Genomic DNA, 16,982 nt, shown 5'->3' with positions numbered 1-16,982 from the left:
GATTATCGCTCTCGTCTCTGCTATCATTATGTGAGAAGGGGGCTTGATGATTTTGCCCTTTTAGAACTACCCTGAATAAACATGGGTAGATTTTATGCTTTTTCATTCAAATTTACCTTGATTAATTATTGAACAGAGGCTCCCTGCCAGGAGCCTTGTTTTTTTGAGAACTGATTGAGACTCGAAAATAAGGAAGTGCTACAACTGTCGGTAAAAGAACCAGTTTTGGCGAGTAGCAGGATTTTGCTACGCTCCATCTGGTCTCAAATCTGTCTCATTCACGCTAGCACAGTCCTCTAAACTAAACATTTGTACTAATCTCTCATCCAATTTCAGACCGAGGAATAGACCGGATCAACTCTCGAATCACCTGCGATCTGTTAGAGCCGCGATCTTTCACTGCCTCATCTAAGACTGCTGCATCTTCACCTGAGATTCGTACAGGCAAATACACTTCAAGTAAGGACGCCACAGGTGTAAAAGAAGGGTGGTTGACTTGTCTAATACCGCTATCCATGGTGTTAGCCCGCTTGCACTTGTGTTACTAGACAAACAATACCTTATATTTCCGGAAAAGCAACCTCTTCTCGATCGCTGAAACCTTTGTCCAGCAAGGGTTTGCTTATAACTATAAGCAGCTTAAGCGGAATCGGAAAGCTAATAGCATATTGCTTGCTGAGACTGAGTTTTAGCCTTTTTAGTCCAAGCACAATCGCGCCTTTTTACAAGCCTAAAAACTAAAAAACAGGTATTGACATTCATGCTTATCTGTGATGCACGTCACAGGAAGATCTATCTTTCGGAGTAGCTCGGTTATTGATCGCGATCGCTCTACTTTCTTAATTGAGCAGACAAGCGATTTTTACTGCGGCTCGTTTTCGTTGCGCTCCACGGTGTCAGAGGAGCGATCGCGATCGTGCTTCTCGGTTTGCTCCCTTAATTCTTCTTGCGCGTCAAACCTTTTTATTGCACCTTCTAGTGCTTGAAGCCAGTGTAGAGGTTCTGTTTCGGACATTTCAGCCTTCTTCTTTTTGCTCATTTCTTCCTGCTAATACTTGTTTGATTTGATGGTGAGAAATCTTTAACTATGGCGATCGCCTTGCTTGCTTCCCTAGCGATCGCCTTCCGTCAAATCAGATTCGCGCTCGGTTCGCTCTCTTAATTCTTTTTGCTCCTTAGACCGTTTTGACATGTCTTTCAACGCCTGTAGCCAATGCAAAGGCTTAGTTTCGGGCGCTTCAGTCTTATTATTTTTTCTTTTGGTCATTCTTCATCCTCCTTGCCGCGTTGGTTGAAGTGGATGCGTGCTCTGTCGCTTGAATCATTGGCTCTCATCATCTGAGAGTTCTTCCCAAATCTGTCTAACTTTTGCATTGATCTTATTGAACGGGATTAAAACGCCTTCTCCGTTAAGCCGAGTCAGTTCTGCAATGTTTGCGGCTTCTAAACGGATAAGATATTTCATTCATTCAGCACTCTCTAACGACTCGTCAGGAATCCATTCGATGATTTCGTTAGGTTGGACTCTGTAGTGTTGGCAGATTTTAGCTAGTACGGAAGAGTTAGGGAGTCTGTCGGGGTCGCCATACAAATCGTAAGCCGTAGATGCTGCAATTCCGATATCAGCCCTAAAGCGATATCGAGTAATGCCACGCGCATCTAAAAAACTTCGGATTTTGTTCCTCATAGCCATCTCCCTACTTTACATTTGTTCTTCACTCCTTAATAATACCGTCTAAAGCTTATTACTGACTAGTTAGCAGTAATTATAGTGCATCTACTTATACATAACTAATCGGTATTATTTATCAAAACCTATTATTAACTAGTAAGATATACCATAAACATGCGAGGGGAGAGACAACCTCAAGCTGAAGGTGAAAATCCTTCCCGGTGGGTTCGCTGCTTCTGATGCCCCGCGTAGAAAAAAGACCAATAAAAGACTTCAACGATCGCGCTCAGTTGTGACAGACCGAGCCGAGCCGTTGGCATCTAGCACAACGCCCCGTGTACCAATTGCAGATTTAACTATGAGCGACAAAGACTTCCAATCTTCAGACCAAACCAAGCTCGCAATCGCATTGAGACGGCTTGCACCATACGCTCAGCGCGGCGACATTCACGCATTCTCTAACGAGGTTCGTTCCTATCAAGAGCGATATGGGCATGACATCGCAGATGAGGCAATGCGGCTAACGCTTGCTAGGTTCCCAAGCTTTGCTAAGCGGGCGTTTGAAAGCCTGCCAGAGGAACTGCTAGAGCAAATCAACGACCAATCAGGCGACGCGATCGCTGAAGTTGTTGAGAGCGCAGGATTGCTACTTGAGAACCATTTTAGAGTTGGCGACGAAGGCATCGCATTAAGTAGGCAGGCAGTGAAGGCGATTGCTGAAACGGGATACCCGCTCGTTCTTGAGTTTGGCGAGGGTAACGATTCATTAGAAGGTGTGGGACTAAAACGAAAAGGCGGATTTGTTCACCCCTTGAGCGAGAACCTTGACGACGATCACATCAATTCATGGGCGGCAGTTTCGGTTACGATTTCCGGTGCAATGGGTTGGTTAGACGCGGATCAAGGCAAGTGTTCCGACTTCTTAAAAGAGCTAGTTTCCCGCGCAGCACCAACGATTGACTTACCAAGACTGATGAGACGGTCACGGTACGACGATCGCGCACTGCTTAAGCTTTACAACACAGCAAACCGAGGCTTCGAGATTCTAGCTCACGCCTCATCTAATAAGTAGACAGTCAAAAGGCGTTGCTTCCCTGGAAAGAAACACAACGCCTATCACCCCTAAGAGGTTCTTCAAATGATAGCGCTAAAACCCAAACCGCAGACTGCAACGTGTTCTCAATGCCGCTTCTACGATCGCGGCACTTGCATCACTAAAGCAACGGCTGAGTGGGGAAAAGATTCGAGAGTGCTTCCAACTCGCCCCGCTTGCTTCTTGGCTGAATAACGTTCCCTTCCAATCAAACCGACAACGCAAAACAAACGGCGTTGCCTTTGCAGAGGTAACGCCGTTCAGAATCAGATACTAAACACATGATGGCACAGCAAACAGCTACGCGCAAATCGAACAAGCTTACCGATCGCCAATGGGTTCGAGACGGAAAGATCACGGTAATAAGAGAGGGGAAGACGGTTTTCTTCTTCGTTTGGAACGCTGAGCAATGGCTCCGACTTAGCGAGGCTCACAAATCGCTAGTTCGAGAATTTGGCGCAAACTTCGACGACGTAAAGATTTTTGTTAACGGCGAATGGTGGGGACACCACAACCTGAAACCTGTCCCAGAAAGACAACGCAAATTTACAGCACACCAACAGCAAACAAAATGACGGCTCAACTTTCTCGATTCACACTCGTCGATCGCGATGGATATCTTTTCACTTATCGCGACTCGGTTTCTGGTCTGTTCTTCTCGATTTTCTTCATGATCAGTTTCTACAACGCCTGGATTCTTCAATCCCCGACCGACGACCAAACTTTCTTGGATCATTTCCAAATTCGCATTGATGAGCATCGCGACTGGGAAGCGATCGCGGCGAAACGAATCGACGACTATCTAGCCAGCCTTCCACCTTCCAAAGTTGAACAACAAGCCTTTTCCTTTTCCGACTTAACGACCTCTTGAGGGGAAGACGGTTGCGCATTCGTCGAGGTCAACTCATAAGTAGTGCAGCACTTTCAAATCCTTGCTCTATACACTTTTCAACCAATTTTGAGGGCTTTTGTGCAGCACCCTAAAGTGAAGACCAATTCTCAAACACTTACCAGGAATAACAACCATGACTCACCTTGACCTAGAGCCTAAATCTTCTCGCATGGAACTAGACCTAGACTATCAGACCAATTACGACCGGCACAGAGCATTGCAAGCCCAACACAGATGGACACGTCGCCTGACCTCACTTACAGGATTAACGGGCACGATCGCGCTAATTCGGTTAATCCTTTGGCTCATCGTTGTTCCCTTGCCCTACCCGATGTCAACCGAGACAAGCGGCGCTCGTCCGCCCGCGCAAACTCAGTCACGCGACTTCTAAACCCATTCAAAAGCCCCCTGCACTCTGCCAAGAACACTAGGGGGCTTGCATCCTGCAAACAACCATCAAAGCATTTGAGGACTTACCTAATTATGGCTACATTGACCCGTAAATCAATCGATTCTCTACTTTCCGGTTCCGCTCTAAGTCTTGGAGGAAAAGCAGGCGCGTACACCTTGAGTAATCGCTTCGCTCAGAGGGTTGTGTTTCGAGCAACGACGCTTCCAGAAATCAGAGCAAGAATCACTACTCTTTTGGGGAAGTAACTATGAACAATCACCGCGACGACGGCACGTTCATTAGTGGCTTCTTTATGTGCTCCTTAGTCCTGCTAAGTGGCTATTGCGGTTACTGGCTACGAGACAACGGTTTCAAGCTCAACATTCAAATGCCAAAAGTGGAGCAACGACGATGAAAGACTTTATTGGATGGGCGTTGATTGCGATCGCGGTTGTGATTATTGCTCCAAAGGTTCCACTGGCGATTGAACTGATTTCAACTCGCCTGAATCAAGACTTTGGGCGAATACCTCAAGATATGCCCCCGGTTCGCAATCCGAATCAGCAACGACCTCAACCGTAATTTGACAGCCCAATTCTATTTGGGCTGCTCCCTATCAAAAGTGAGGAGATTTAAGGCTATGACAAGTTCTGGACAACAAAAAGCACTTTTGAGCATTGCCGCCCGTCTGAATCTGACCTACACAGAGCTTATGGATTTCTTGGACGATCTGACACCAGATGAAGTGATTGCTTTGCACTCATCTTTAAGTGGTCAGCTATACGCCGTCGCTAAGGAGTTGTGATGAAGCAAAGCAAAGTAGCAATGATCTGCACTGGCTTTTGTGGGTTGAGTTGCCTTGCTTCGTTGGCTGTTTATGCCACGGGCAATCTACAGGCGAAACAGGCCTCAACTCAAGAGAATGCCAGATTTCAGCAAGAGCAATCCGCTAGGGTTCGCGCTCTTGAGGTTGTCGCTAAGGACTACCAGAGAAAAGGTTGCTGGATTATGCAAGGCGACTTTTTCATCGGGCGCGTAGTTCCACCAAACTCTAAGGGCGGCTATCCTCCAACGTCCTGCATTAGGAGCGAGGATCATCGCCTCTACAGCTACATCTCAAAGGACAAGGGTGCTTTGCAGATGCAATCAGTGTTTACCCTGCAAGAGCTACAAAACCAATTATCAAGGATGCAGTAATGAGAAGACCTTCTAAGCATGACTCCAACGAAGAAACGCAGAACTCGGAACCATCAACAAAGACCAGAAACAAGCCGAAAGTAATGAACGGAATACTTAGGTTTGTTTCGGTCATTTTCAACATTCTCAAGGGATTGATCGAAATCCTAGCGTCCATCTTCAAGAACGTGATCGCGTTGATTGTCTTCCTGTTCAAGTACCTGATCGAAATTCTGGCGAACCCATCGTTACCTTCTGTGATCGCGATCGCGTTCTTTATCTTTGTCTCTAGCGTTGCTGCCTATCAATGGGGCCAGATTGGAGTTTGGATCGGAGCGCTGTTAAATCTAACGGGTGTGGGCGGAATTGCAGCCGCGACGGTTGGCGTATTGGTTGGGCTAGGAATCAACATCTATCAACTCGCGCCCGAACTTTGGAAGATTCGGCGGGATATGGCAAAAGCCTACACGGACCTGAATATCGATCCTGACTCAGACCTTGAGAACTCCAACAGTCCGTCTGATAGGTTGGCTCACTGGTTAACGTATGACCACGGCACGCTGAAGGGCTTACGTCGAACCTCCTACTTGGTAGAGACAGGGTTGATCGTTGCCTACTGCGCCATCCCTGGCGGAATGGAAGTTATGGCGATCGTTATCTCTGCTGTGTCTTTAGCAGGGATCGAACTCGGTCTTAAAGGTGTGGGCGCGACAACTAATCTCGCTAACGCCGTCAACCAGAAAATGAGCGAACAAGAAGCCAACGACCCTGACAAGGGGACTTACGGTTTCTAACTAAAAGCGATCGCAGTCTATCCGGCTAGATGCCTGCGATCGCTCTGTCCCATTACACGCCAGGACATTTCTATGCTACCCGTTATTGAAAACATCCCCTTGCAGGCTCTCAAGTCTCAGCCATTCGCTGCACTATTCAAGGCAGGATTGCAAAACAGAAGTATTAAAACTTTTAACGATCGTCTCGCTTACTTATCTGACCTGTCTCAAGGATTGGCAAGAGTTGAGGAACTGTTGGAGAAGAACTTTGATACTCACGCGGGAATGACGATCGGTAGTGTCCTTGCTACTGCGATCACCGTTAGTGTTGGCTTTACGATCAACCCTTGGCTAATTCCCGTCGCTGCCGTTTCTGTCCTATCTGCCGCAGCAGTGGGCGGTTCTACTGTTATTTATTCAAACGATTACAAGCCGATACACGATCAACTGAAGAGAGTTAAAGCTTTGCTCGACGGTCGGACGTTAGAGGATTGGGCTGCATTGTGGGAAGTGTCAGGCAGTGACGAACTTTTTCTAAGTTCTATTGATGCTGGACAATTCAAGATACAGGACGGAGCCAGCGCGTCAGTTAAGGCGATGATCGATCGCATTGGGCATCACTTAGGGGTTCACCCTAGCTTGGTAGCTGAGCAGGCGAAACAGGTAAGAGAACAAATCACTAGAACCGCTCTGCCTGCAAGACCCGCTCACATTCCAGATGACGCACCCCGATTTGTTCCAAGCAATCAACTTATCGGTGAACAAACAAGACTATGCGCGATCGAGGTTTCAGCCATCCAACCTGGCACTCATCCAAAATACGACTTGTCTAATGTTGCCGCGCCAATCACGACTAAGGAGCAATTGATCGCAAGGTTGAGGGAAGAATGCCCACTACTTCTGAAGCTGATCAAGTCTCCACCTATTCGAGCGGTCGGAGCGCAGCGGACGGGCAAAACCACCTTCGTTAAAAAGTTGGTTCTACTGCGATCGCTCATTCTTCCAAATCATCAAGTGATCGCATCGACGCCACACAATGAGCCTGACAACTCTTACCCAAGAGTTTTTAAGGTAGTGGGGTTCAAGGATGGTAAGCGTGATTATTCATCTATCTCTCGTGAATGGTTCGCGATGGCTCAAAGAATCGAGAACTGTGAACAGAACTCGATTACAAACATCTGGGACGAGTTCGGCTTGATGAACAAAGTATTAGAGGAAGAGGATTTAACATCGGTTCTGACTTCAACCTTGAGAGAAGCTTCCAAGCATGGCGAGCGCCCGATCTATGTTGTTCATGGTGAGACTGCTGCATTCCTGCCCGGATCAAAGGGACTTGTCACAGTCCTTCTGAGTTCAACCGTCAGAGTCGAAACTGTGGGCGAGCTTGTCGCGGGTAGTGACGGTCTAGACGAGATGAAACCTACAGGACGTTTTACTGTTGGATGGCTTGACGGTACGACGGAGAAAGGGCAGATTCCAGAATGGTTAAAAGAGGAACTACTACTCGCCCTCATTCCTGATACCGCTTACCCACAGCAACAGCAAGAACCGGCAACAGTTGAGCCGCCGCAAACGACGCCAACCGCTCAACCTGTAGAACCTCAACAGCCTCACATCGCTTCTACGCCTGACGATCTAGAGAAGATGTTTAACTCATCGCCCGACGAAGTTGAAGAGGTAGGAAGTGAGTCTGAAGCATCACTACTGGCAAGGCTAAAAACTGCTTTTCCCAAGTGGGACGGGTCAACGATCGACACTGCCTTAAAGGTTCTGAACTATATCGGGCGGCGAGCAAACGCCAAATCAAACGATATCAAATCAGCTAACAAGATCCTAAAGGGGAGGGACATCAAAACGACTAGAGATCTCCTTACTCGCCTCGTTGGGAAAGGTTTTGTTGACCAAGACGGTGACTCTTACACCCTGACTTCTCAGCTTTCAGATGATGATTTCACCCTGTAATCTACTATGAACCTTCAAGACGTTCTCGCTTCCATTCCTACTGACAAGCCTTACCGGATTAAGCAGCCGCGCCTATGGTCACTCGTTCATCTTCTCGTAAGTGAAAGCGATCGCGAGAAGATGAGCGCTCTAGATTTGGTTGGCATCAGTGGGCAGTACCTTCTAGGTTTTAACTTTCCTCCAAGGGTTGGCGAGTATTTCCCTTACGAGAATCACATCTGGCAAATTATTGCTGATCCGGTGCAGTTCCCCACTCGATACCGCTCTCGTACTGTCAAGAAATCACCTTTGATATTCGCTCAATATATTGAGAGCCACACGGACGAAACGCAAATGTTAGGGCAATTGTTAAAGCTTTCGGCTAATAGCAACTGCCCATCCTAGGATTTGGAACGGGATAGGAATAAAATCCTAGGATGCGTAAGACAAATCCTAGGATTTATCCTAGGATTTTGTAAAATTGTCTGAGATGGCTATCCTATAAACGTCTCAAGCATCCTACAGAGCCATCCCATCCTAGGATTACAGCGTTCTATCCTACGAGCGTCCTAAGCAATCTCAGAATTAGCAATCACCACGAACACTTTTAGTTGATGTTAAAAAATACCTGAGTTTTTCTACAGGATGCTAACAGCAATTAGTGGTGTCTTTTGGCGCTGAAAATGGTGTTTCAGTCAAAGATAAGCGTAATTAAGCGATATCGAAACGAAACACACACGTTATGACAGCGACATCGAAACGATACATAAAAGACCACTAATCGACATCTTTTCCTCACCGTTTGAAATAAAGGACAAAGCGCAATGGCTTCGCCTCTCTCGACTTCCACCAAAAATACAGAACCGGAGTATAGAACGATGGACTTGCTAACGATGGCTCTCGATCGCGGCAACAGTGGCTCTAAAGTAGTTGCCTCTCTCAACGGTCGAGCTTTGGAACCGTTCAAAATTCCTTCAATCATTCGTCAAGTTTCAAGCCTTCAGGGTGCGTTACAGATTGGCAAAAATCAGTATGTCTGCGGTGACGCCGCGATCGGTCTAAACATCGGTCAATGGAGTACGCCGCTGACTGAAGGCGACAAGACCAAATCTCTAGCCGTCGTGGTTGCTAAAGCTATTCAAACGATCAATGAACGTGAGGCACTAACCGAAGCTCTCAAGTTAGACATTTCGGTGAGTAGCCCATTCTCTAACAAGGCACTCGCGATCGAGATTGAGAACGAACTAAAAAAGCTATCAAACGGTTTCACCGTGGGTGATAAGCGATTTACCAGAGTTGAGGTTGTTTCAGTCAAGACCAAATTCGAGGGGGCTGTTTTACTTTGGTCTAACCCGGAGTATGACGGAGTGATTGATGTGGGATTCGGTACGATCCTTGCAGCATTCAACAACCGTCAGACAAGAACGGCTGAGATCGTGACCGTCCCCGGTGGCGATTTGGGAGGAGTTAACATCGTCCTCAAAGCTCTGCTGAATGACGAGAAATTCCTTGCGGCAGTCAAGAAGTCAGGAGCGACGGCTCAGCCATCTCTAGAGCGTTTAAGCTCACGGTTGAGTGAAGGTGTGACCGAGTTGAGAGGAATCGATTTGAAACCGTTGCTTGCTCCTCACCTGAAAGTGTTGAGAGAGCGGATTGAGAATGCATCGAAGACGATCCTATCTGAGGTCAGAAACTCATCTGACTGCCCTAGGCAGAATCCTAAGATCGCTCTCATCGGTGGTGGAGCTTGCTTGCTTCGTCTTTGCATTCCCGCAGACAAGCTTGAGGCATGGAGCGCTAAGAACTCGATCGATGTGTTCGATCACTCGCCAGATTATCAGACCGCTATGATCATGCACCAACAAGCCCAAAGAGCTTTGGAGGCTGCATAGGTCATGACCAAATCGCCCCGCATTCCTATTACCGTCACCCCTGAACGCCAACAAGCTCTTGATGCTATCTGGGAAAGAGTACCGCATCTAAAAGGGTCTGTAACTGCAACATTTGATCACCTTTGCTCTATCTATCTTGACCCGTCCAAAACTCAGCCTCAACCTACTTCTGAAAAACAGACAGACTCTAAACCGGATGAGTCAGAACCGACAACGATCGCGCCTGCTATTGATGACGAATGGTAGCACCTGCAAACCTTGAGGAATTTGATCATGACTGAGACTCAGCCCGTTTTCACAATTACTAAGAAAGAGTCAGGCTTCTATAGTCACTCTTCTCGCTACTACGCCAAGTCGAGAGGAATCAGAGGCGAAGCCATTTTCAACGAGAGTAAAGGCTTCGCCCAAATTGGTGACAAGGTTTACTTTGATGAGGGAGTAGCCAAAAAGACTTGATAAAGATCGCGCACTAAAACCCCTAGCGACTCCTAACCGAGTTTCTAGGGGTCTTTTTTTGCTCCACAATTCGGGGGAATGGAGTCAGGGCAAGCGTTCTAGTGATTGTGTATCTGATTTTTCCGTTTTGAAAACGGATTATTCCAGGATGGAATCGGCAAGCGTTCTAGTGATCGTGCGCGATCGTTCTTTGAACTATGGAAGACAGTTGTGAACTATGGGGATTTCCATAGAATTATGATCGTGCGCGATCGTTTTTTGAACAGTCGATCGCGGTATGGTTAAGGGGAACTATTCGAGCGGTGAGCGAATGGAGAGCGGCGATCCTAGTGTTGAATCGACAAGATCGCTTTCAGACTTGCAAGAAGGCGATATCGTTGTCCTGACGTTAAAGCCTGCGTTTTGGGAAAGTCCTGCCGAAGAGAAAACCGCACGGATCAGCCTTAAGCTTTCAAACTCATTCACGGTAGAGCGCAGGCGTTTTTCACCCACAAGTGGCAAGGAATTAGATAGATCAGATACCGGAAAGTGGCGCGTCGCTGGCAGTGACGTTTTTATCTCAGTCCCCACAGAGGAGCAACTTGAGAGACTGCCTGATCCTGACGGGAAATATACAGAAGCTCAAACCCTGAGAAGATGTGAGGAATCTGTAGCACTTCTTTTAGAGCGAGTCAAAGAGTACCTAGATCCAAACTCACCCGAAATCTCCGAAAGAATTTTGACGGTTCAGTTCCTCATCATGGACGAAAAAAATCAAGAACTGCTAGGGAGAGTTTACAGTAACGCGATCGATCGCCTAAAGGCTGAAAACGAAGATTTGCGCGATAGGTTGAAAACACTATCAACGATGCTTGACGAAGCCTCAAGACTAGCAGCAAAACCTTAGTGGAAGGCGGTTGTGAGCAAAAAATTGATCAGCGCGATCGCGACTAAGAATGTTCTGGCAATGGCGCGATTGTGTGGCAAGGATGAAGCCTCACTCATGGGACTCATTACCCTTGCTAGAACCGATGATGCCGCCCTGAGATCGCTCATAAGTGAAATCAAAGTGATGCTGCAATCCCAAGCCGATCAAACATTGGGGAAGTAGGGCAATGAATGATTTGCAGGTGGGCGATCGCGTTCAAACTCAAATCGGAAGTTTAGGAACCATCCAGCCGCCACCCTACTGGATGCCCTACAAGAGCTACCCTGATTCAGCTTGGAAGTGGGACGTTTGCAGTCGCACAAAACAGTCAAGCTGGAAGAGACTCTCGAAGCCCCTACCGCAGAAACGGCGCGATGAGTTGCAGCAATTTTGGAACTCTCAAACAGACATCGGACTTTGGATCAGCGAAGCCAAGCGGCTGCTTCATCCGTGCGAGAGCGCGGCTTAAGTCTCGCTTTCCAGAGATCGATGAATGGCAGCGCGTAACCATGCTGTGAGTCGTTAATCATTTTTACGGCTGCCCGTAAAAACTTAGAGTAAGCCGCGATCTCGAAGTTCCTTTTCAACCGCCGCTCTGATGAGTTGCTGCATTTCATCAGATGGCATTGCTTTCAAGACAGCCTCAACATCTTCAGGGTAGCGAGTTCCAATCACCCGCTTCGATAGAGCGCGATCACCCACCTTAGCAAACGACTTTAGGTTCTCAAGCTTAGGGCGTGGATTCGGCATGGGACAAACACAGATGAGTTTATCAGAGTCTATCACGAGTTAACCGTGATAAGGATTCACATAAGCTTTATATAAATCCCCTCGTATCACGAGTTAACAGTGATATAGTAGAAATAGATAAACGAAAGAGCGGTACAGACTACCAATCACACACCGCTCTCTCACCCCACTAACGAGGCAATCAAATGATATCAACGATCGCGAAACCTTTCACTCAAGTCAATGATGAACGCGGCTCCGGTCACATCCAGGCAACCTGCGCTCAATGTCGCCACTATGATCGCGGCGTCTGCAAACTAAAAGCTCAAGCCGACTGGGGTAACTCTTCAAAAGTCTCGCCAACGCGCAAAGCTTGTTTCTTAGCTGAATTATTGCCGTTCTAAATTCATCCTCTTAGGCGCTTCTATAGCGCCTGCATTTCGCTGCAAACCGTTGAGGACTGATCATTGACACGTTCACGCTTTTGGAGACTTGCATCATGCCGAATCAAAGCCTAACCGAGAAGCAAAAGTTTGAGCAGTTCGTTAAGAACACGTTGGCTGAGGTAAAGCCAGATCCTAAATATGATCTTTGGCAAGAAGTTGTGATTTACAGATCCGGCGTATCCACGCCCAAAGAAGGTTTAATCGTTGGCTGCTACTGGCAGTCGGTGTACTGGTGTTTTCGCAACACCAGTCCTGATACAAGCTTCACGCCTGGGTGGTGTTATGTCGTCGAGGTTGACGGCAACGACCATACACAGCTAGACGAATTTGACATTGACGAGTTCGGCGTTATAGATGGCGATCGCCTCATTCTGCGTCCCTAATCATCATCAACTACAACGACTAGCAAAAAGCGCTTCTCTGCCGAAACAAAGAAGCGCCATCAAAATAATTTAGTGCGATCATCATGACATACACATCAACTCCGCGCAAATCGAATAAGCTGACTAACCGTAAATGGATTCAAGAAGCAAATATTACATTCACGACTCATGGAAAGGCGGTTTACTTTTTTGTTCACACTGACGAGCAATGGCTAAGGCTTAGTGAAGCTCAGAAATCGCTGATCCGAGAGTTTGGCGCAAACTTTGATGAACTGATGATCTTTGTTAAAGAGGAATGGTGCGGGCACATGAAGCTAAAGCCTTCTCGAAAAATGCAGCATTCACGGTGAGCGATCGCACTCCTATCCCTAAACAGAGCTTCTCAATTATGTCTGAATACCACGATTAAAAAACTACAGGCACGGATTTTACAGCTAGAACAGGAAACTAGGGACTGTTCTAGGGTCTGACTAGTTTTGGCGATTCTATCAAGATTTGGATTGAAAGGGTTTCGATCAAAGTTCCGATGCTAAGATAAGTTGCAACTCTATCTCTTCAGTGGGGATCAGGATAAGTTCTAGCCAAACGAGGGGCAAAAATATGCTAGAAAGTCTCATCCTATACTTCGTTTATAAGACCAAGGGGTTTATCACCAAAACTCAATTGGTAAAGTTCCTGTATCTGGCAGATCTCTACTCAGTTAAATGGACAGGAAATCAACTAACCCAATTGAATTGGTATTACTACAACTACGGCCCTTGGGACGAAGAGATTGATGATGCCCTGAGCGGTCTAGAGGATAAAGTAACTCAGCGACAAGAAGGCAACAGTATTTTAATTCAGGTCGCTGGCGAATTGCCTGAAGCGGACGATCTTGACCTGTCGGAAGGGTTGCGATTGATGCTGGAAAACATCAGAAAAGAATGGGCTGGGCTCACTTCCGAAAAGATCAATGAGTTGTTAGATCATGTCTACTCTACTGCTCCTATGGCTGAGGCGAAGAGTAAGCACAAGCCAGAAGATAGGGCACAGCTAAACCTTCAGTTGGAGCGGAAAAAGCTACTTGAAGAGTTAGGAGTATAGGGTTTGGCTGGACAACGACCCCGACAGGGTTGGATTTATATGATAAATCCTTACCGAGTTTCTCTTCAATGCCACGATAGGCATCAACATATTTATGAGCTAGTAGAACCCGGAGAGGTTAATTGTAAAACCACTTCATGCTCATTGACGATTAATTCGAGCCGTGTTTTTCGGGGAACTCATCCTCACATCATTTGGACAAGCGATGAGTTTCAAGATACATCTGACTACATTCAGACTTTTACTGCAATTCCATTAACTTCTCAGACAACCTTCGCAGGCTTGCCAACCACTTATCCAATTACAAATACAGCAAGAAATGGGCTTTCTGATAAGTCTTACGCTCTAGTGCATCAAGTTTGTACGGTAGACGGAAACTGTTTTAAGGATGCGTCTAGCAATTGGCTGGATCGAAAAGGGCAGTTAGACAAGAACGATAAGATTGAGATTGAAAAGCGATTGAAATATTTTTTAGGGTTCAACGACGAGCCAGATGAAGACTGGTTTAAGAAAAATGCATCTCCAGCGCTAGTGCAAAAGATCTATGGCTATCTGTCTGAGTCAGATCGGAGCGTATTGCTAAATAGCTTATTGGACGATTTTGATTAACCAGGAAGGGTTTTCCTTGGTCTTCCCTCAGCCGAGCCTGACACGATCGGAAGGCTTTGCGGTGGGTGGAGAAGATTTTGAAGGAACAGCGATCGCGGACTTCCTTGGGCAATCATCTTAATTTTGATCGAAAATATAGAGGGAAATTATGAGAATAACGCACGATAAAGAGGCAAATGCGGCTTACCTTTACCTTAAAACTTCTAGCATTGTTGACTCTGAAGAAATCGCACCTGGCATTGTCTACGATTACGACGAGAAGGACGAGGTTGTGGGCATTGAGATTCTGAACTTACGTCAGAGTACTCCTGAGCGAATTCAACGAGTCAACTTTCCGTTTTCTCCGCAGGATAGGACTGCTCTTAGAGAATTCTTCAGCCTGTGCAGGAATAAATTGTAGAGTGCAGGCTCTTAGTGAAGATTCGCGATCACGGCGTCAAGGGGAAGATACTAGCAGAAATCTTTGCGGCGGTGTGGTGGGTGACAAGGTGCAACTAACTAGATAGAAGTAATTTTTGCTGTAGGTAGCGCTTTGCGCTTGAATCTTTTATCTTCAGGAGTCATGGTAATGCCCATGATTTTCTTCCAAGTCTGAGAATCTGTAGCAGCAATGAATTTGCGCCCGTCGCTTAGTTCACACATAAAGGTAACTACGGTTTTTTGCCCTTTAGCGATCGCGCCAGCAACACCACCCGCAATTAAACCTAGTCCGCCTGTCAAAATTCCAGCAACCAACCCAGCCGCAATACCCCAGCCCGCTGAAGAGGCAATGCTTTTAATTTGCTCTTGATCTACTATTTCTGCTGACTTAATACTGTTCAGATCTAGCTTTCTAAATTGACCGTCAACATTGATAACTATTTCGGGAAAAACATCTTCAAAGAAATATTTTGTATCCCACTTGCCTGTTGGGATTTCCCCACCAAGTATTTCAACTTGCGCCATGATCACTCCTTCAAAATTTTATTAGTAGATTCCAAGCCAAAATTGTTGTGTTGCAGCCAGCTTTTTTTCAGTGTGTTACAACCGTAACTTCAAGCCATAACAGGATACCGAAACTATTCTTTGAGAGAAGGGCAGTACGATCTGATCGCAACGTTTGTCAGCTGCTCTCCAAAATACCTTGCAGTCAAAGGGTGCATTTTCGATCTTGTCGCTCGAATACTTCTAACGATCGCATTGACCAAAAGCACTCTTGGAATGCCGACAGAGCGCTCGTCACAGGTTACAGCGGCTAAATCGTAAATCTTTTCTGGGCTGTCTTCAAGAAGCCTTGCAATTACGTAAGCTGCTTCAACTGCTCTATTCCCTGACTCCGAACCGGAAACATTGCGCTTAAGAGCCTCGTTCTCTGAAGGTGAAAAGTGTTTTGCAAACATAGCATCGGTTTCAGAATTTCTCCAGTCGGACGGCGCAGCTTGCGCTGACGTTGCTACAAGGACTGATGCAATAGTAACGGCGATCGCTTTTAGCATTGGACTTTCAATTACTGACTCAGGCTACAGGTTGGGAATTAGTAGCCCCGGATCTTCATCAAAAGTTTGCAATAGTTTAACGCCGAAAAACTCAAAAGCATTACCAGATTGACCAGCAACGCCCTTTTTTGACTCGTCTATTCATTGTTTCGGTTTTCCCCTAAATAATGAATCAGAATTCCGCCAATAAAAATCGCGCCGCCTAGCTGAATTTGCTTGTTTTGCTCTTGTATCAAGCCAATGTTGTGAACAGAGCCGAACCCGCTAGAAACAGTGGTATCCATCTGAAAACCATGAAAAGCCACAACTACCCCAATAGCAGCAACGATCGTTCCAAGACTATTTTGCGTTTTTGTTCTACCAGATTTGTCTAAAGTCAGGTCAGTATCTTCCATTCGTACAGAAGCAGATTTTAGCGATCGCGGGAAATCTAGGCGTAGTCTAGGGTGCAAATAGCGAGCTTTGAATTCGCCAAGGGTTGACATCACCCTAAACCCAGTCAAGCTGGTCACAACACCTTGAACGTTTTCTAGTGGAGCTTCAAACAGCTTCATTTCAGGTGCGAGACAGATCATTCTTTGATCGGTCAGCACGAAATAAGCAGTGATTTGCTGATGATGGATGCCTATAACGTCAATCAGCTTTTCGTCAAAACTAAGATTGCTAGAAAGATAAGACGCGATCGCGTCTATCCTCAGTTTGCTAAACAATCCGCTGGGAAGGTGTCCTATTTTGCGGATAAGGTCTTGATACTCTTGGGGTGAGAGAACTGTAGACATATTAGGCAAGTGTTCTTACATCTTCACTTTGGTTATACGTTGTGAGGCTTGATCGTCAGGACGGCAGGTTCTTAAGTTCACTGAATTGCCACAAAGAGACTATCAAAGCAGAACATCTAAGCGCTCATGCCTCGCCTGCCTTCTTCAGTAGGTTGGTTAAGGGTTTCTAGAGTCGGTCTTTCATCTTCCTCGACTCTGAAAACGATTGATCTTGACTCTGGTGTACCTGGATAGGGCGAACGCATACGTTTCTTCATAATTTGCGGGAAGGTTTAGAAGGCTGAG

At 46.4% G+C, this 16,982-nt stretch carries 33 protein-coding genes; 24 read left to right on the top strand and 9 right to left on the bottom strand.

Annotated elements, in window-relative coordinates:
- Positions 1-322: 322 nt before the first annotated feature.
- The 5 genes from AC5JLB_RS20775 to AC5JLB_RS20755 all read right to left on the bottom strand — a co-directional run bounded on the left by AC5JLB_RS20775 (position 323) and on the right by AC5JLB_RS20755 (position 1,687).
- On the bottom strand, positions 323-517 hold the full coding sequence (locus AC5JLB_RS20775) for a ribbon-helix-helix protein, CopG family (RefSeq protein ID WP_495875724.1): 195 nt from the start codon (positions 515-517) through the stop codon (positions 323-325).
- A 345-nt stretch (positions 518-862) separates the two neighbouring features.
- Complete coding sequence (locus AC5JLB_RS20770) at positions 863-1,039, bottom strand: hypothetical protein (RefSeq protein ID WP_495875723.1); 177 nt, start codon at positions 1,037-1,039, stop codon at positions 863-865.
- Between the two features lie 72 nt (positions 1,040-1,111).
- Positions 1,112-1,267 carry a hypothetical protein gene (locus AC5JLB_RS20765; protein WP_495875722.1) on the bottom strand — a complete coding sequence of 52 codons (156 nt, stop codon included), beginning with the start codon at positions 1,265-1,267 and terminating at the stop codon, positions 1,112-1,114.
- Positions 1,268-1,321: 54 nt separating this feature from the next.
- On the bottom strand, positions 1,322-1,465 hold the full coding sequence (locus AC5JLB_RS20760) for a hypothetical protein (protein ID WP_495875721.1): 144 nt from the start codon (positions 1,463-1,465) through the stop codon (positions 1,322-1,324).
- On the bottom strand, positions 1,466-1,687 hold the full coding sequence (locus AC5JLB_RS20755) for a helix-turn-helix domain-containing protein (RefSeq protein ID WP_495875720.1): 222 nt from the start codon (positions 1,685-1,687) through the stop codon (positions 1,466-1,468).
- A gap of 343 nt (positions 1,688-2,030) precedes the next feature.
- Between AC5JLB_RS20755 and AC5JLB_RS20750 the strand changes: the two genes are divergently transcribed.
- The 18 genes from AC5JLB_RS20750 (at position 2,031) to AC5JLB_RS20665 (ending at position 11,662) form a co-directional block, all read left to right on the top strand.
- Complete coding sequence (locus tag AC5JLB_RS20750) at positions 2,031-2,744, top strand: hypothetical protein (RefSeq protein ID WP_495875719.1); 714 nt, start codon at positions 2,031-2,033, stop codon at positions 2,742-2,744.
- Positions 2,745-2,810: 66 nt separating this feature from the next.
- The gene (locus AC5JLB_RS20745; RefSeq protein WP_495875718.1) at positions 2,811-2,960 is read left to right on the top strand and encodes a hypothetical protein; all 150 of its coding nucleotides are present in this window, start codon (positions 2,811-2,813) and stop codon (positions 2,958-2,960) included.
- An 86-nt stretch (positions 2,961-3,046) separates the two neighbouring features.
- On the top strand, positions 3,047-3,340 hold the full coding sequence (locus AC5JLB_RS20740) for a hypothetical protein (protein ID WP_495875717.1): 294 nt from the start codon (positions 3,047-3,049) through the stop codon (positions 3,338-3,340).
- Positions 3,337-3,636 (top strand): hypothetical protein, encoded by a 300-nt coding sequence (locus tag AC5JLB_RS20735; protein ID WP_495875716.1) that lies wholly within the window; start codon positions 3,337-3,339, stop codon positions 3,634-3,636. The genes AC5JLB_RS20740 and AC5JLB_RS20735 overlap by 4 nt, the downstream gene beginning before the upstream one ends.
- A 154-nt stretch (positions 3,637-3,790) precedes the next feature.
- The gene (locus AC5JLB_RS20730; protein WP_495875715.1) at positions 3,791-4,048 is read left to right on the top strand and encodes a hypothetical protein; all 258 of its coding nucleotides are present in this window, start codon (positions 3,791-3,793) and stop codon (positions 4,046-4,048) included.
- Between the two features lie 268 nt (positions 4,049-4,316).
- Positions 4,317-4,463 carry a hypothetical protein gene (locus AC5JLB_RS20725; protein WP_495875714.1) on the top strand — a complete coding sequence of 49 codons (147 nt, stop codon included), beginning with the start codon at positions 4,317-4,319 and terminating at the stop codon, positions 4,461-4,463.
- Entirely contained in the window at positions 4,460-4,630 is a 171-nt protein-coding gene (locus tag AC5JLB_RS20720) for a hypothetical protein (protein ID WP_495875713.1), read from the top strand. The genes AC5JLB_RS20725 and AC5JLB_RS20720 overlap by 4 nt, the downstream gene beginning before the upstream one ends.
- 58 nt (positions 4,631-4,688) lie before the next feature.
- Positions 4,689-4,853, top strand: a complete 165-nt coding sequence (locus tag AC5JLB_RS20715) for a hypothetical protein (protein WP_495875712.1) — start codon at positions 4,689-4,691, stop codon at positions 4,851-4,853.
- A complete protein-coding gene (locus tag AC5JLB_RS20710) occupies positions 4,853-5,245 on the top strand; it encodes a hypothetical protein (protein WP_495875711.1) in 393 nt (130 codons plus the stop codon). Before AC5JLB_RS20715 ends, AC5JLB_RS20710 begins: the two co-directional genes overlap by 1 nt.
- A gap of 83 nt (positions 5,246-5,328) precedes the next feature.
- The gene (locus tag AC5JLB_RS20705; RefSeq protein WP_495875710.1) at positions 5,329-6,018 is read left to right on the top strand and encodes a hypothetical protein; all 690 of its coding nucleotides are present in this window, start codon (positions 5,329-5,331) and stop codon (positions 6,016-6,018) included.
- A gap of 72 nt (positions 6,019-6,090) precedes the next feature.
- Entirely contained in the window at positions 6,091-7,959 is a 1,869-nt protein-coding gene (locus AC5JLB_RS20700; protein WP_495875709.1) for a hypothetical protein, read from the top strand.
- A 6-nt stretch (positions 7,960-7,965) separates the two neighbouring features.
- On the top strand, positions 7,966-8,343 hold the full coding sequence (locus tag AC5JLB_RS20695; protein ID WP_495875708.1) for a hypothetical protein: 378 nt from the start codon (positions 7,966-7,968) through the stop codon (positions 8,341-8,343).
- A gap of 419 nt (positions 8,344-8,762) precedes the next feature.
- Complete coding sequence (locus AC5JLB_RS20690; protein ID WP_495875707.1) at positions 8,763-9,830, top strand: hypothetical protein; 1,068 nt, start codon at positions 8,763-8,765, stop codon at positions 9,828-9,830.
- Between the two features lie 3 nt (positions 9,831-9,833).
- Positions 9,834-10,076 (top strand): hypothetical protein, encoded by a 243-nt coding sequence (locus AC5JLB_RS20685; protein WP_495875706.1) that lies wholly within the window; start codon positions 9,834-9,836, stop codon positions 10,074-10,076.
- 27 nt (positions 10,077-10,103) lie between these two features.
- A complete protein-coding gene (locus AC5JLB_RS20680; protein WP_495875705.1) occupies positions 10,104-10,286 on the top strand; it encodes a hypothetical protein in 183 nt (60 codons plus the stop codon).
- A 277-nt stretch (positions 10,287-10,563) separates the two neighbouring features.
- A complete protein-coding gene (locus AC5JLB_RS20675; RefSeq protein ID WP_495875704.1) occupies positions 10,564-11,172 on the top strand; it encodes a hypothetical protein in 609 nt (202 codons plus the stop codon).
- Between the two features lie 12 nt (positions 11,173-11,184).
- The gene (locus AC5JLB_RS20670) at positions 11,185-11,376 is read left to right on the top strand and encodes a hypothetical protein (RefSeq protein WP_495875703.1); all 192 of its coding nucleotides are present in this window, start codon (positions 11,185-11,187) and stop codon (positions 11,374-11,376) included.
- 4 nt (positions 11,377-11,380) lie between these two features.
- Positions 11,381-11,662: a hypothetical protein gene (locus AC5JLB_RS20665; RefSeq protein WP_495875702.1), complete on the top strand. Its 282-nt coding sequence runs from the start codon at positions 11,381-11,383 to the stop codon at positions 11,660-11,662.
- A gap of 83 nt (positions 11,663-11,745) precedes the next feature.
- Here AC5JLB_RS20665 and AC5JLB_RS20660 read toward each other — a convergent pair whose 3' ends face one another.
- On the bottom strand, positions 11,746-11,943 hold the full coding sequence (locus AC5JLB_RS20660) for a hypothetical protein (protein ID WP_495875701.1): 198 nt from the start codon (positions 11,941-11,943) through the stop codon (positions 11,746-11,748).
- A 185-nt stretch (positions 11,944-12,128) separates the two neighbouring features.
- On the opposite strand from AC5JLB_RS20660, the gene AC5JLB_RS20655 reads away from it, so the two are divergent.
- The 6 genes from AC5JLB_RS20655 to AC5JLB_RS20630 all read left to right on the top strand — a co-directional run bounded on the left by AC5JLB_RS20655 (position 12,129) and on the right by AC5JLB_RS20630 (position 14,843).
- The gene (locus AC5JLB_RS20655; protein ID WP_495875700.1) at positions 12,129-12,326 is read left to right on the top strand and encodes a hypothetical protein; all 198 of its coding nucleotides are present in this window, start codon (positions 12,129-12,131) and stop codon (positions 12,324-12,326) included.
- 95 nt (positions 12,327-12,421) lie between these two features.
- A complete protein-coding gene (locus AC5JLB_RS20650) occupies positions 12,422-12,751 on the top strand; it encodes a hypothetical protein (protein WP_495875699.1) in 330 nt (109 codons plus the stop codon).
- A gap of 83 nt (positions 12,752-12,834) precedes the next feature.
- Positions 12,835-13,101: a hypothetical protein gene (locus AC5JLB_RS20645; protein WP_495875698.1), complete on the top strand. Its 267-nt coding sequence runs from the start codon at positions 12,835-12,837 to the stop codon at positions 13,099-13,101.
- A gap of 250 nt (positions 13,102-13,351) precedes the next feature.
- Positions 13,352-13,834 carry a Panacea domain-containing protein gene (locus AC5JLB_RS20640; RefSeq protein ID WP_495875697.1) on the top strand — a complete coding sequence of 161 codons (483 nt, stop codon included), beginning with the start codon at positions 13,352-13,354 and terminating at the stop codon, positions 13,832-13,834.
- Positions 13,835-13,978: 144 nt separating this feature from the next.
- The gene (locus tag AC5JLB_RS20635) at positions 13,979-14,443 is read left to right on the top strand and encodes a type II toxin-antitoxin system PemK/MazF family toxin (RefSeq protein ID WP_495875696.1); all 465 of its coding nucleotides are present in this window, start codon (positions 13,979-13,981) and stop codon (positions 14,441-14,443) included.
- A gap of 148 nt (positions 14,444-14,591) precedes the next feature.
- Positions 14,592-14,843 carry a DUF2283 domain-containing protein gene (locus AC5JLB_RS20630; RefSeq protein ID WP_495875695.1) on the top strand — a complete coding sequence of 84 codons (252 nt, stop codon included), beginning with the start codon at positions 14,592-14,594 and terminating at the stop codon, positions 14,841-14,843.
- A gap of 98 nt (positions 14,844-14,941) precedes the next feature.
- Here the strand turns inward: AC5JLB_RS20630 and AC5JLB_RS20625 are convergent, their stop codons facing one another.
- From AC5JLB_RS20625 to AC5JLB_RS20615, 3 genes are all read right to left on the bottom strand, one after another.
- The gene (locus tag AC5JLB_RS20625) at positions 14,942-15,388 is read right to left on the bottom strand and encodes a hypothetical protein (protein WP_495875694.1); all 447 of its coding nucleotides are present in this window, start codon (positions 15,386-15,388) and stop codon (positions 14,942-14,944) included.
- Between the two features lie 113 nt (positions 15,389-15,501).
- Positions 15,502-15,918 carry a hypothetical protein gene (locus tag AC5JLB_RS20620; RefSeq protein WP_495875693.1) on the bottom strand — a complete coding sequence of 139 codons (417 nt, stop codon included), beginning with the start codon at positions 15,916-15,918 and terminating at the stop codon, positions 15,502-15,504.
- A 137-nt stretch (positions 15,919-16,055) separates the two neighbouring features.
- The gene (locus tag AC5JLB_RS20615) at positions 16,056-16,697 is read right to left on the bottom strand and encodes a hypothetical protein (RefSeq protein WP_495875692.1); all 642 of its coding nucleotides are present in this window, start codon (positions 16,695-16,697) and stop codon (positions 16,056-16,058) included.
- Positions 16,698-16,982: the final 285 nt, after the last annotated feature.

It is taken from the genome of Myxacorys chilensis (assembly GCF_059505265.1).
Note: the sequence above shows the minus strand (reverse complement) of the source record. Positions and strands in the feature narration are given on the sequence as shown.